The organism is Nocardia sp. NPDC059229 (assembly GCF_042754165.1).
Classification (GTDB): domain Bacteria; phylum Actinomycetota; class Actinomycetes; order Mycobacteriales; family Mycobacteriaceae; genus Nocardia.
The window spans coordinates 151,930-166,454 of the sequence record NZ_JBHZAK010000019.1; the positions used below are offsets into that span (position 1 = coordinate 151,930).

The following is a 14,525-nucleotide window of genomic DNA, read 5'->3' on the forward strand; positions in this document are numbered from 1 at the left end:
GCCTTCCAACGTCGACGTACTGGCGGACGGACAGTCGATATGCGCCGGCAGAGATCCGCAGCTGGGAGGCAGCTGCGATGGGTCTTCGGAGCCGAACGCGGCGTGGATGGGTGGGATGCGATGACACACGAAGTACCGCAGCGTGTCATGCGCGTGTCGCTACCCGTAGGCTGTTCATCGTGGAAGCACGCACGGGAACCGGGTCGACGCGACGACCGGACCCTGCGTTGGAGCTGCAGGACGATCCACAGGAGCTGATGCCCCGTCGCCGCCCGACGCAGGAACGATCAAAACGCAAGTTCGACGCCCTGCTGCAGGCATCCCGGGAATTACTCGTCGAGGTCGGCTTCGAATCGTTCACCTGCGAAGAGGTCGCGGCCCGCGCCGAAGTGCCGATCGGCACCCTCTACCAGTTCTTCGCCAACAAGTACGTCATCGTCTGCGAGCTGAATCGCCAAGACCTGGTGGCGGTTTCGCAGGAACTTGCCGATTTCCACGGCGAGATCCCGTCCATGGACTGGCTGCGGCACATGACGCAGCTGGTCGATCACCTGGCCGATCTGTGGATGACCGACCCGTCGCGGCGCGAGGTGTGGCTGGCCATGCAGTCCACCCCGTCCACGCGTGCGACCGGCGCGATCCACGAAAAGGAGTTCGCCGAAGCGGTTTCGCAGATGCTGCGCCCGCTCATGCCACGCACCCCGCGCGGCCGCCGCTCCATGATGGCGCAGGTGCTGGTGCACGTCGTGTACTCGATGCTGAACTTCTCGGTGCAGGACGGGCTCAGCCATGAGGACGCCGTCGCCGAGCTCAAGCGCCTCATGGTGGCGTATCTGCTGATCGCGGAAAAGGAATCGCGCTCCGGCGGGCAGCGCACCACCTTCGATCCGGAGTAACCGCGACCCTCCCCCTGCGGATCAGTCGCGCATCAGATCGGCCAGTTCGCCCGGATCCTCCAGCACCACCATGGCGGCCGCGGTGTCGCCATCGTGGGTGAGCGACAGGTGAACTCGCACCCGGGGCAGGAATTCCGCTGCCAGTCCGTGCAATTTGATGCTGGGCCGTCCCCAGGCGTCGTTCACGACCTCGATCAGCGGGTACGGGTTGTCCCCGATCTGCGGGCTGCGGGCGAAGCGAGAGGTCGCCCACGCCTTGATGACCGCCTCCTTGGCGGCCCACCGGATGGCGTAACTCCGGGCCGGGTCGGTGCCCTTGCTTTGGCAGTAGCGCCGTTCCCCAGCGGTGAAACTCTCCCGGAGCATGGTGGTTCCGGTGCGTTCCAGTTGTTCGGCGAACTCGGAGATGGTGACCAAGTCCAGGCCGATACCCAGGATCGTCACAGTGCGGGACTCCTAGATTCCTTGTGCGTGCAGTCGAATTGGCTGCGAACATACCAGCGGACCTACGGCACCGTAGGCTCCCTCGAACACATGTCCCAGTCGTCGCAGTGCCATTTGGTCCGCTCGCGGACGTGGAAACAGCGGGCTCGCGCCGACACTCGGAGGAGCGCCGGCGCGAGCCCGCTGTGTCAGACCTGCCGGGGGCTACTTACCGACAGGCCGGTCTCTGTGGCCTACTGGCAGGCCGGTCCCTTCGGCACCGCCACGTAGACGGCGTCGGCGCCGAGCCGGGCCTGCTGCGACAGCAGCATGTCGGCTTCCAGCTGCCGGGACTGCTTGGCCGGGGTGCCGTCGCCGCCGAGGCGCCGGTCGGCGGGCCGCTCGTACAGCGGGGCGCCGCCGCACATGGCCTCGGCGAAGCGCTGACGGCCTGCCAGCTGCCGCTCCTCGGCCTTGCGCTGGTACGCCTCCCGCTGCTCGGCGTCGGCGATGGCCTCGACGAACGCCTGCGGGTGCACGATGGCCAGCAGGCCGGACACGTGCCCGAAGCCGAGCGAGGTGACCAGACCGGCCTTGAGCGGGAAGCGATCTCCCACCGCGAGCGGCTCGCGCAGCCACACCAGGTGCGGGTACTGGGCCATCTTCTCGTCCACGCAGTCGAGGCTGCGGTTGGGCGGGATGACGCCCTGTTCGAGCACCTGGCACAGGCCGATCATCTGGAACGCCGCCGCGCCGCCCTTCGCGTGACCGGTGAGGGTCTTCTGCGAAATCACGAACAGCGGAGCGCCTTCCGAGCGGCCGATGGCGGTGGCCAGACGCTCGTGCAGCTCGGACTCGTTGGGATCGTTTGCCGCGGTGGAGGTGTCGTGCTTGGAGATCACGGCGATCTCGTCCGGGGTGACGCCGAGCTTGGCGAGTTCCTTGGCCAGCTTGGACTCCGGGCCACCGCGACCCGCGCCCAGGGCGCCCAGGCCCGGAGCCGGAATCGAGGTGTGCACGCCGTCGGCGAAGGACTGCGCGTAGGCGACGACGCCCAGCACCGGCAGACCCATCTCCAGCGCCACCGAGCCGCGGGCCAGCAATACCGTTCCGCCACCTTGCGATTCGACGAAGCCGCCGCGGCGGCGGTCGTTGGCGCGGGAGAAGTAACGGTCGCTGATGCCCTTGGCGGACATGACGGCCGAGTCGGCGGTGGCGGACATGTCGCCGAAGCCCACGATGCCCTCGATGCCGAGGTCGTCGTAGCCGCCCGCGACCACCAGGTCGGCCTTGCCGAGCCGGATCTTGTCCACGCCCTCCTCGACGGAGACCGCCGCGGTCGCGCAGGCCGCGACCGGATGGATCATGCCGCCGTAGGAGCCGACGTAGCTCTGAACCACGTGCGCCAGAGCGACGTTGGGCAACGCCTCCTGCAGGATGTCGTTGGCCCGCGGCTCACCGAGCAGGTTGTCGATGTAGAGCGAGCGCATGGACGACATGCCGCCCATACCGGTGCCCTGGGTGTTGGCGACCATGGCCGGGTGCACCCAGCTCATGAGTTCCGCCGGGCTGAAGCCCGAGCCCAGGAAGGCGTCCACGGTGCAGACGATGTTCCACAGCGCCACCCGGTCGATGGAGCCGGCCATATCGGCGGAGATGCCCCACTTGGTGGGATCCCAGCCGGTCGGGATCTGACCGCCGACGGTGCGCGACAGCTTGGCCTTGCGCGGCACGCGAATCTCGGTGCCCGCCTTGCGGGTCACCTGCCAGTCGTCCGTGCCCGCGACCGGGGTGACGACCGTCTGCTCCGGGTTGGCGGCGAAGAAGGCCCGCGCCTCGGCCTCGCTGTTGACCACGAAGGTGAGGTCCTTGTCCAGGAACACCGAGGTGAGCAGCGGGGCGGCATTGTCGATCATGGCGCCGTCGTCGCCGTAGCGGCGCACGCCGCAACGCTCCACCACGGTGTCGTGGTAGCGGTCGGCCAGCTCGGATTCCTCGACGTACTCACCGGATTCGGTGTCGTACCAGCCGGGCTTGGGGTCGTTCTCCCAGGTGACCAGGCCGGTGGTCCAGGCCAGCTCCAGCACGCCCGCGGCGGAGAGCTGGTCGGAGACCTCGATCTCGAAGCGGGTGCGCGCCGAACCGTAGGGGCCGAGCTCGCCGGCGCCAACGATGACGACCATGTCGTCGAGATCGGCTGTGACCGAACCCCATTCGGGGGTGGGCAGCTTGGAGCTCAGGGTCGGCGGGGCGGGCAGGGCCGAGATGGTCACGCCGTCACTGTCTTCCGACTCGTCGGCGGCGGCCTCGGCCTGCTCGCGGGCTTCCCGGGCCAGCTCCGGCAGATCCAGCTTCGCTCCGGCGAGACCGCCGGTCAGATCGATCTGCTGCGGCCCGGCCGCGGTCACCACACGGGCCCGCGAGCTGCACCACTTGAGCAGTTCGTCGGCCATCTGCAGCGTGGACCAGGTGTGCACGCCCGCCTTCTCGACGGCCGTGACCAGCGGGTCGTTGCCGCCCATGAGGCCGGTGCCGCGCACCCAGCCGATCAGCGCGTGCACCAGGGTGACCCGCTCCGACCAGGACTTCTCCGCGCGCCACTTGGCGACGATGGCGTCCAGGGCGGCCTTGGACTCACCGTAGGCGCCGTCCCCGCCGAACATGCCGCGGTTGGGCGAACCCGGCAGCACCACATGCAGTTTCGCGTCCACGTCGTGGTCGGCGCCCAGCTTGGACAGGCCGCCGATGAGACGCTCCACCGACCACAGCAGCACCCGCATCTCCATTTCGGCGCGAGCGCCGGCGTCGGAGAGGTCACCGGCCACGCGCGGCGCGGCGAAGGGCAGCAGCAAGGTGGGGGTCATCGCCTCCTTGACGAGAACCTTGGCGCCACCGGCATTGTCGACCTGCTCATTGCCGACCCAGTCGATGAGCGCGTCGATATCGGTGTAGGAGGCCATGTTCGCCGGGACCACCCACAGGGCGGCACCCTTGCGGGCGTTCTCGCGGTAGAGCTGCTTGTAGAAGCCCAGGCGCTCGTCGTCCAGCTTGGAGGTGGTGACCACGACCGTGGCGCCACCCGCGAGCAGCCGGCCGGTGGCCGCCGCCGCGATGGAACCCTTACTGGCACCGGTGATCACGGCGATGTCGGAGGACCAGACGCCGGGATCCGCGCTGCTGAGGGCGGCTTCGGCGATCGCGCCGTAGACACCGGCCAGCACCGAGCGGGCCTCCTTCATGGCCCGGTTGCGCCACCAGGTGGCCTGCGCGGCAACGGCTTCACCGGCGCCGACGTAGCCGTCCACCACCGGTTCGGCCGGCAGCGAGCCGTCGTTGCCGAACCACAGGCGGGCGAGATCCTCACGGGCGCTGGCCCACCGGTCGTCGATGAGCACGGCCTTGCGGGCGTCGAAGGCGGGCGCGACCAGTCGCGGCCAGTCCGAACCCAGTTCGGCCGAGACCAGATCCACCAGGGTGTCCGCAGTGGCCTCCGGCGCGGACGCCTGCTCGGCGTGGCCCAGGGACTCCAGGATCACCCGGGCGGCCTGCGCCAGCACGCCATCGCGGCCGGTGATCTGCTCGGTGAACTCGCCCAGCGCGGCTGCGTCGACGGTCGCGCCGCCACCGCCACCGGCGGACGGCTTGGAGACCGCGACTCCGCGGCGCAGGGCCACGGCCTGCACGGCGGCGTCGATGGCGGAGTCCACGGACGCGCCATCGGAGAGGCCGCCGGAGACCAGGCCGCCCAGGTCGCCACCGCGGACCGACTGGCCCTCACGGGTGCCGAGCGAAACCTCGGCGGTGACGTGGCTGGCCCAGCCGTCGCCCAGACCCCAGACCTTCTTGACGCGGTCGCCGATGGCGGCGGGCCGCTTGCCGGAGGGGCCGAAGACCTTGCGCAGGTGGTCGCCGATGGCGTCGGAGAGCACCGAGCCGAACGGCTTGTAGGTGCGGGCCAGGCGGTCGACCGTGCCGGACAGCGCGCCCATGTCGGCGTCGGCGGCACCGTCGATGGCGCCGAGCGAGAGCTCCGCGCCGAGGTCGACGAGCAGCTGATTGCGGCGCGAGGACACGCCGTCGCACAGGCCCTCGATGGTGTCCACCGGGCCGATCTGGTCCATGCGCAGCTTGGTCCACAGCGCGATGAGCACGCGGGTGGCGTCGGCGGCGGAGAACGCGATGTCGTCCGGGGTGGGGCCACCGGTCGGCACGGCCACCGGGGCCGGGGCGGCGGCAGCCGCGGGAGCCGGTGCGGCAGAGGCGGAGTCCTTCAATGTCTCAGTGGCGGGGGTCTCCTCGGACTCCTCCACCGGCGCGGGGTCGGTGTCGGTCGAGTAGACGACGCCGCGCTCGCGCTCGATGTTCAGCACCTCGACCACGGCGCTGCCGAACTGCGGCAGCTTCAGCGTGTTGGACGCCAGGTTCGCGACGGTCGGCGTTGCGGCCAAACCGATTTCGACGAATCGCTCGATGCCGACGCCACCGTGCTCGACATCGGTGAACAGCAGGTCCTGGGTCTCGATCCAGCGGACCGGGCTGGCGAACTGCCAGGCCAGCAGCTCGACCAGAACCACGCGGCACAGCTCGACCTGCTTGGCGGACCACTCGTCCCAGTTCGCCAGCACCTCCGCGAGAGGCTCGGACGGCACCAGATCGGCGATCTCCTGGACGTATTCGCGCTCCAGGTTGAACACGCGCGGCACCAGGTTCGGGATGTAGCGGCCGATGAGCAGGCTCGGGTCCAGGTCCTGCGGCAGCAGCTCCAGCAGCTTGCCGCGGAACTCCGGCACACCGGCGCGCAACACGGTGGAGTGGAACGGCACGTCGATACCCGGGATGAGCACGAACGCCCGCTTGCCGCCGGTCTCGGCGCGCAGCCGCTCGATCTCGCTCTCGAGCGCCTCCATGCCCTTCACGGTGCCCGCGATGGCGTACTGCGCGCCGCGCAGGTTCAGGTTGACGACCTCGAGGAATTCCCCGGCCCGCTCGCCGAGGGCCTTCACCCAGCCGATGACCTGGTCGTCGGCAATGCCGATCTGCGAGGGCCGGATGGCCGCCATGCGGTAGTTGCTGCGGCCCTGGGCATCCCGGGGCACCAGCTCGTGCATGGCCGAGCCGCGCTGGAAGACCACCTCGAGGACCGCGTTCAGCGGCAGCACGCCCGCGGCGGCGGCGAGGGCGTTGTACTCACCGACCGAGTGCCCGGCGAGCATGGCGCCCTCGATGAAGGCACCGGCCTCGCGCAGCTCCGCGACCTGCGCGACACCGAGCGTGGCCATGGCCACCTGGGTGAACTGGGTCAGGTGCAGCACGCCCTGCGGGTGGCGGTACTCGACGCCACGCGCCTTGAGGTAGGTCGGATTGTCGCGCACCACGGCCAGAATCGAGAAGCCCAGCGCCTCACGGGTGTGCTTGTCGGCGCGATCCCAGATGTCCTTGGCGGCCTTGGACCGCGTCCGGGCTTCCAGACCCATCCCCTTGGCCTGAATGCCCTGTCCCGGGAAGGCGTAGACCGTCTTCGGCGGCGCGATGCGGCCGGTGGCGGTCATCACCAGGTTGCCGTCGATGCGGCAGGAGACCTCGACGATCTCCGAACCCCGGTCCACCGCAACGCGTTCCACGCGGACATCGATCTTGGCGCCGAGCCGGACCATGCCCAGGAAGCGGGTGGTCCAGGCGGTGATGGTGCGCGGCGGCACCTTGTCGCTCAGATCGACGGCCGACACGGCGTGCTGTGCGGCGGCCGACAGCCACATGCCGTGCACGATCGGGTTGCCCAGACCGGCCAGCTTCGCGGCGTTGTCGGAGGTGTGGATCGGGTTGAAGTCGCCCGAGACCTGTGCGAAGGCGCCCATGGCGCGCGGCGCGACCAGGGCCACGTCGCGCCGGCGGCGGCGCGAGGTGTCGGAGGCGTCCTCGGACAGCGAGCCCGCGGCGCGGGGCGGGTCGGCCAGCTCGGCCCGGCCGGTGCGGCCGCGAATGGCGAAGCGCTCCACCAGTTTCGCGACGGCCGGGGTCTCCAGGCCGTGGTCGCGCATGACACCGACGGTGACCTTGACCTCGACCACGCGGCCCAGGTCGGTGTCGAGCACCTCGGCGGATTCGGCGCGGACGGCGAGCACGGCGTGCTCGGCGGGCAGCTCGCCCAGCAGCTCGATCTGGTGGTCCAGGTGGACCAGGTCCAGCATGCCCTCGATGACGCTCTGCGCGTCCGCGGTGCGGGTGGCGCCCAGGACCGCGAAAACGGCGGGCCAGCAGGCGCCGACGAGCACGTCGGGGGCGGTGCGGCCGATGGTGCTCAGGTTGTCGGGCAGGCCCGCGCCGGTGACACCGGCGTGGTCGGCGATCAGGTCCGGGCTCCAGGCCAGGTTGACGTGCGCCACCTGGGCGCCGTCGACGGCCTTGACCTCGGGCAGCGACTGGCCGGCGGCGACGGCCAGCAGCGCCGACATGGCGGCCTCGGCGTCGGTGTCCGTGATGACCGGCGCGCCACCGTTGTACACCGAGGCCGGGACGGTGATGCGAATGCGGACGGCATCCTTGCCCAGCAGCGGGACGGTCAATTCCACGTAGGCGGAATCGGATTCGGGGCCCTCGGTGGCGGACAGGGTGGAGCCGGTGCGCGGGTGCTTGGCGCCCTTGCCGTTCATCTCCCACTCGTCCAGGTCGCCCAGGCGGTGGATGGGGTTGACGGTGGTGCGGCCGGCCCACTGCACGTCGGGGGCGGCGAGCACGATGTCGAGCAGGCCGTTGGCGACCTCGGCGCGGCGGCGGCCGTCCACGGCGGCCGGGACGACGCCCGCGCGCACCAGGGAGTAGGCGGTGTTCTGCTCGAAGCGGTCCAGCAGCTCACCGACCGGCTCGTCGACGCGGGTGATGCCCGCGACGGCGACGGTGCCGGGGATGATGCAGACCTGGTCGGCGGTGTAGCGCGGATCGTGGGCCTGCCACAGCGAATCCGAGCGCCACCAGCGGCGCACGTCCTGATCGACGACCGGGACGAAGTTGACCGGCTTGCCGGGGGTCTTGCACAGCGCGACGAAGAACGGGACGTCGGCCGGGTGCAGCACGGTGCCGGCGGCGGCCGGGTACTGCTCCTTCAGGGCGCAGATGGCCTGGACCGGGGTCTCGAAGGCGGAGTCGTCGGCGAAAAGGGTTGCGATTTCACCGCGGTCGGCCGGGTTGAGGCGGGATTCGGTGCGGCGCACCATCTCCGCGAACCGGTCGCGCCAGGTGATGTCCAGCCACACCGAGCGGGTGGCGTCGACGATGGCGTCGGAGAAGTCGGCGCCGCAGTCGAAGTCCTTGCGGCGGTCCAGGCCGACGGCCAGCTCGACGTAGCGCTCCAGCCACTCCAGGTAGGTCATGGTGGCGACGTCGCCGAAGTACGGCTTGGCGGTGGCGTCGAGGGCCGCGATGATCTCGGCGCGGCGGGCGGCCACGGCCTCGGCGTCACCGGCGACCTCGTCCAGCAGGCGGCCGGTACGGGAGGCGGCATTGTCGATCTCGTGGATGTCCGCGCCCAATTGGCTACGGCCGGAAGCCATGCCGCCGACCGCGGTGCCCGCGCCGACCCAGTCGGGGGTGCCGGGGGTGTCGACCAGCAGCTGCTTCACCTCGGGGGCGGTGGTGGCCTCGAGGGTGGCCATGGCGGCGGTGCCGACCAGGACGCCGTCCAGCGGCATGGCCGGGTAGCCGTGCTGCTGCGACCATTCGCCGGTGAGGTATTCGGTGGCGCGCTCGGGGGTGCCGATGCCGCCGCCGACGCAGACGATCACGTTCTCGCGGCCACGCAGTTCGGCGTAGGTCGCGAGCAGCAGCTCGTCGAGGTCTTCCCAGGAGTGGTGGCCACCGGCGCGGCCGCCCTCGATGTGCATGATCACCGGATACGACGGCACGGCGTCGGCGATGCGCAGCACGGCGCGGATCTGGGCCACGGTGCCGGGCTTGAAGGCCACGTGGGTGATGCCGACCTCGGACAGCTCCTCGATGAGGGCAACGGCCTCTTCGAGTTCCGGGATGCCGGCGGTGACGATGACGCCGTCCAGCGGGGCGCCGGCGCTGCGGGCGCGCTGCACCAGACGCTTGCCGCCCAGCTGCAGCTTCCACAGGTACGGGTCCAGGAACAGCGAGTTGAACTGCACCGCGCGGCCGGGCTGCAGCAGCTGCTTCAGCTCCTCGACCCGGTCGGCGAAGATCTGCTCGGTGACCTGACCGCCACCGGCCAGCTCGGCCCAGTGGCCCGCATTGGCCGCGGCCGCAACGATTTTCGCGTCGACGGTGGTGGGGGTCATGCCCGCCAGCAGGATGGGCGAGCGGCCGGTGAGGCGGGTGAACGCGGTCTCGACCACGATGCGGCCGTTGGGCAGGCGGATCGGCTTGGGCGCGAATTCGCTCCAGGCCGCGGCGACCTCGGGGGCCGCGCCGGGGGTGAACAGGCTGCGCTGGCCCGGGCGGGTGGAGGCGGCGAGCACGCCGACGCCGGTGCCCTTGAGCGAGCCGGCGGTGAGGCGGGTCAGCAGGTCGCCGGGACCGAGGTCCAGGATCCACTGCGCGCCACGGGAGACGGTGTCGTCGACGGTGCCGACCCAGTCGATCGGGTCGACGAGCACTTCCCGGGCGAGGCGCGCGGCCAGCTCGGTGTCCAGGCCACACTGCTGAGCCCAGCCCTCGACCAGGTCGACGGTCTCGGCCAGCGCCGGGTGGTGGAAGGCCACCTCGACCGGAATGTCCTCGAAGACGGGGGCGAAGACCGAGCCGCCACGCTTCTTGGCGTCGCGCTCGCCGGCCTGCTCGGCATTGATCTCGGCGGCGCGCTGGCGCACGCGGTCGAGCTGGCCGACCGGACCGCTCAGCACGGCGCGGCGGCAGCCGTTGCGAATGGACAGCACGGCGGCCTTCTCCGGCGCGACACCGGCCATGACCTCGGCGACAACGGCTTCCAAAACCTCGGGGTCGACATTGGAGACGGCGACCATGGGGGACTTCTCCCCCACCGGCAGCAGACCGCGGCGGCGGGCGACCAGGCCGGCCGCGGCGCCGATCATCTGAGCGATGGCCAGCAGTTCGGCGTCACGCTGCCCGTGCGCCTCGGCGGCGGCTGCTGCGATGCGGCCCTGCGAGTGGCCGATGACGGCGGTGGGCGCGTGCGCGACGATGTCGAGGCCCTGCAGGCGCAGCGCGCGCAGCGCGGCGACCTGGGTCAGGAACACACCCGGCATCGAGACGGCGGCGGAGCGCAACACCTGCGCTGACGGCGCTCCCGACACCTCCCCCTGTTCCGGGTCAGCGATCTCTTCTTCCAGCATCCATGCGATGGGGTCGAAACCGACCGGCCGGACCACGAGCAGCTGTGCCGCGATCGGTTCCAGCGTGGTGGCGGCCTCGTTGACCAGCGCCGTCAGCTCGAGCTCCAGGGCGGAATCCCGCCCGATCTCCTCGAGCTCGGTGAGCCACTGCGCGCCCTGCCCACCGAATGCGAGAGCGTACGGCGCGCCCCCCAGCAACCGGTCCAGCAGTGACGACCTGACACCACTCTCCCGTGACTTCCCCGCCGCCCTGGCCTTCGATCCGGTTCCGGTGCTCTCGTTGATCGTCAAGACGTTCGACTTCCTTCTCCTGGCGGCCAGCCCCCAAGGACTGGGCCGCGCTCACGGTGCGCAGGTATCCCTCCGGCCCGCAGGCCCTGGTAGAAGCCGAGGATGGCACAAAATCATGAGGATCTCCTCATGTTTGGTCACCAACCGGATACTTACCGGGCAGTTTTTCCGTACGGCCGTACCAGAATGATGCGAAACATGACCCTCCCTCATGTTTGAAGCCGCTGGTTGGCTCGGTTACGTTCGTGTAGGAAATGTGAGGCTCCCTCACATTGAGGTTTATCAAATCGTTATAATCCCTGGTGAGGTTACCGACCAGTACGCCACACCCGCCCGGTGCTTCGCGATCCCCGTTAGACCCGGTAAAGTTTGGACGGTCGTACCGTTAGCGCGAGTGGCGAAATTGGCATACGCGCCAGATTTAGGTTCTGGTGTCCTAGGACGTGCGGGTTCAAGTCCCGCCTCGCGCACAGAAGCGTGGCATCCGTGCCACGTATGACGAACCCGGTGTTCGAGTGCCCCCACACACCGGAAGGCTAACCAGTGGCTATCGCTGAACCGCGCCAAAGACTTTGGCGCGCTTGCCATTTTTCACCGACCACGTCGCCCGCCCGGGCCAGGGTCGCAGATGACGATGTTCCTACGGGATGGTCAGGGCTTCTTCCGTATGCCCTATCGACTGCGGCGCCGGGTGAGCCTTTTCATCGTCGATCGAGTGTTGTCGGTAGACAGCAGGTCTCGCCATCGCCTCGCGGTCCATTCAGGGGCCGGCACATCGGACCGATGAAGATCCGGGCTAAAGGGTGCTGTCGAGGTCATCGGCGGCATTCAGAAGCGCTGCCGCGATGCGGCGGGCCTCAGGGCCGGTAAGCTCCGTTGTTTCGCCTTCGCGCACCGTCAGGGCCACCGCCAGTCGGCGATCGAAACGGGTGTCTTTGGCGCACAACCGTACTCGGACTCTGCTGCCGGACAGTTGCGGTCCTATCACCGGCACCGTCCACGGCCGACTGCTGTGCCACTGTTCGGCCTTTGGATCCATCGCCTCGTCGTGTTGTCTACACCACGGAGGGCAGGGATGGGCCTGCAGCAGGCCATCGGCCAGAATTCGGGAATCCCATAAATCCCCGCCGGCTACGAGAGCTTCGGCAAGCTGCCGTGCCTGTGCCGCCGTCATTTCGGAATGGACGCGGCTCGGCGCAACCAAATCGATCCAGCTGTATCGCAGCCCATGACAGTCGTGAGCGTTCAACTGCACGAACAACATTGGAAGCCCGGACCGCTCCGGTATCTCAACCAGCACCGGCCGCTCGCGGCCACAATGGTGACAGCCATCGTCCGGTGCGAACGGATCCGGGTCGTCGTGCTCTACGCACCACGCCGGACACGGCAAAACGGTGGACATCTCTTACCAATCCCTGTGCACGCCCTGCTGCGAGGGCTACGCCCCCTTCGCGCAGCCCTCGCAGCGGGGTCCCCGTCCTCCTCCTGCGAGGCGGGAAACTGTCGGGCTCCACACCATTCAGGGTGCTTCCGATATACGCGGAGCCGAATGCAACTACTCACCGACTCTGAGGTTGGTGTCCGAGGAGCCGGTGCGAGGAAAATAAGAACATGCCTGGATTGCGCCGGTAAAGACGCCGGGCGCACGCTGGCCAGAGGTACCTCTGGCCAGTGGTCGATTCGACATAGGCGGGACCCACGCTCCCACTTGGGTTTCCGGTGTGCATGGGCTCAAACTCATTCGGGCTGTATCGCTTCCCGGAGAGTATCCTGCTCGCCGTGAACGCTGGCTACACCGCACTGGGGGAAACCGAGGTTGACCAGTTGCTTGCCCCCAACCTCGCCGACTTTGTCCGGACCCACCGCACGACTCCGAGGCACCCGGACCACCCCCGCGGCTTCAGCCGTCCGGCCCTGGCCGGTCTCTGTGACGTCAGCGCCAGTTATATAGCTCAGATCGAGCAGCGCGAGAAGACCTCACCAAGTCCCGAAGTGGTGGACGCGATTGCCCGCGCACTGCGGCTGACGCCCGCCGAACGGCAGCATATGCACAATCTCGCTGCACCCAAGACTCCGGGCCCGCGTACCCACACACCGATGCCGGTCGCCGAGATGCGTGAACTGATCTCCGACGATCTACGCGCTGCCGCCGACGGCCTGATCCCACATCTGTCGGGGTATATCGACGAGCGATGGAATGTGTTGTGGACCAACGAAGCCTACGACCGCGCGTATCCACGGCTGTCGGAAGTGGAGAACATTCTGGTCTGGTTCTTCCTGGTCCCGGAGTCGCACCAGGTAATGATCGAATGGGAGGACGAAGCCCGGCTGACCGTGAACTGGTTCAGATGGCACATGGGCAGGTACCAGAATCCACAGTGGGCTCTGGATCTGCTCGGCAGGCTCAGCTCATGCACGGCCTTCCGGGCAATGTATCTGGCCGAGCACGTCGACTTCGAACGCCACCAGCCCTTGATGCACTTGCGTGACCCGGCTACCGGAGAGCCCTACAGTGTGCGGGTCCGGATTACCGATGTGCCCAGCGTAGATGCACCGTTTCAGTGGTTCATCGGCATGCGCCAGTCGTTCAGCGGGCCGCCGAATCTGCTAACCGACTGAGAAATCCGCCGATCGCATCGTTGACCAGATCCGGGGCCGTCCAATTGGCTGCGTGGCCGGCACCGGGAACCGTCATCACGGGACCGGACCCGGCCAGTCCGGCAGCCAGAGCACCGGACTTGCCGGCGGTGCTCGAGGCGTCGAATTCGCCGCGCAAAACCATTGCGGGACAGGTGATCTCGCCCAACCGGTCAAGGAGAGACTCCCGTTCGGTCAAGCAGGCGGCCGCCTGAATGATCGCTGAACGGTCACTGGCCGCCCATTTGGCGCGCCACGGCGCCTGATCGGCAGCCGTGCCGCCGATCAGCTGTGGCGCCAAACCGTCTGCCAGACTTACCAGTGGCACTTCAGGATTCGTCCAGGCGTCGAACAGCTCGCGATACTCGGCCTTCTGCTCGTCGGGCGAGTCACCGGCCTCCGTGTCGAGCAGGATCAGTGCCTCCACGCGCTCCGGTGCGAGCAGCGCGGCTCGCAGAGCCGTGTAACCGCCCTGCGACATTCCGCCCAGGACCGCGCGGTCCACGCCGGCCGCGTCCATCACGGCCAGCAGGTCGCGCGCCGAATCCCAATAGCTGAAAGACCGATGCGGCTCTGTAGCAGTGCCACCGTGCCCCCGGGCATCCCAGCACAGCACCCGAAAACCCTTCGCTTCCAGATACTCCACCTGCGGTGCGAACATCGACAGGTCCATGAAGAACCCATGGCTCAACACAACGGCGGAGCTGCTGTGACCACCGGAGTCGGTGTAGAAGATGCGGGCCCCATCGGTACTGACGTACGGCATTGGCGTAGCGTAACCGCGCTTTCTGCCTACTGTCGCGGCCCGAGCACACTCTGTCCAGAGGTGGGTCCGACCGGACAGCATGGCGAAATCCGCAATAGCGCAGGTCAGCTCAGAAGTACCAGGGGTAGGGCTTCCAGTCCGGTTCGCGCTTTTCGAGGAAGGCGTCGCGGCCCTCGACCGCTTCGTCGGTCATGTAGGCCAGGC

The 14,525-nt window shown here is 68.7% G+C and carries 6 protein-coding genes, 1 tRNA gene and 1 pseudogene; 3 read left to right on the forward strand and 5 right to left on the reverse strand.

Annotated features, from left to right (window positions below; genetic code table 11):
• The first annotated feature begins 257 nt into the window (after window positions 1-257).
• Window positions 258-896 (forward strand): TetR/AcrR family transcriptional regulator, encoded by a 639-nt coding sequence (locus tag ACFXHE_RS34295; RefSeq protein WP_230329926.1) that lies wholly within the window; start codon window positions 258-260, stop codon window positions 894-896.
• A gap of 21 nt (window positions 897-917) precedes the next feature.
• Here ACFXHE_RS34295 and ACFXHE_RS34300 read toward each other — a convergent pair whose 3' ends face one another.
• Both ACFXHE_RS34300 and ACFXHE_RS34305 read right to left on the reverse strand, forming a co-directional pair.
• Window positions 918-1,340, reverse strand: coding sequence for a holo-ACP synthase (locus ACFXHE_RS34300; RefSeq protein ID WP_354834180.1), 423 nt, complete (start codon window positions 1,338-1,340; stop codon window positions 918-920).
• Between the two features lie 233 nt (window positions 1,341-1,573).
• A complete protein-coding gene (locus ACFXHE_RS34305; protein ID WP_379388820.1) occupies window positions 1,574-10,918 on the reverse strand; it encodes a fatty acid synthase subunit beta domain-containing protein in 9,345 nt (3,114 codons plus the stop codon).
• 388 nt (window positions 10,919-11,306) lie between these two features.
• On the opposite strand from ACFXHE_RS34305, the gene ACFXHE_RS34310 reads away from it, so the two are divergent.
• Window positions 11,307-11,388: transfer RNA gene (locus ACFXHE_RS34310), tRNA-Leu, on the forward strand.
• A gap of 326 nt (window positions 11,389-11,714) precedes the next feature.
• Here the strand turns inward: ACFXHE_RS34310 and ACFXHE_RS34315 are convergent.
• On the reverse strand, window positions 11,715-12,320 hold the full coding sequence (locus tag ACFXHE_RS34315) for a DUF6907 domain-containing protein (protein WP_379388821.1): 606 nt from the start codon (window positions 12,318-12,320) through the stop codon (window positions 11,715-11,717).
• Window positions 12,321-12,697: 377 nt separating this feature from the next.
• Between ACFXHE_RS34315 and ACFXHE_RS34320 the strand changes: the two genes are divergently transcribed.
• Window positions 12,698-13,537 carry a helix-turn-helix domain-containing protein gene (locus ACFXHE_RS34320; protein WP_379388822.1) on the forward strand — a complete coding sequence of 280 codons (840 nt, stop codon included), beginning with the start codon at window positions 12,698-12,700 and terminating at the stop codon, window positions 13,535-13,537.
• On the opposite strand, the gene ACFXHE_RS34325 is transcribed toward ACFXHE_RS34320, so the two are convergent.
• Both ACFXHE_RS34325 and ACFXHE_RS34330 read right to left on the reverse strand, forming a co-directional pair.
• The gene (locus ACFXHE_RS34325) at window positions 13,506-14,321 is read right to left on the reverse strand and encodes an alpha/beta fold hydrolase (RefSeq protein WP_379388831.1); all 816 of its coding nucleotides are present in this window, start codon (window positions 14,319-14,321) and stop codon (window positions 13,506-13,508) included. The genes ACFXHE_RS34320 and ACFXHE_RS34325 overlap by 32 nt on opposite strands.
• A gap of 109 nt (window positions 14,322-14,430) precedes the next feature.
• A pseudogene (locus ACFXHE_RS34330) lies at window positions 14,431-14,525 on the reverse strand (1,4-dihydroxy-2-naphthoyl-CoA synthase); the annotation flags it as partial.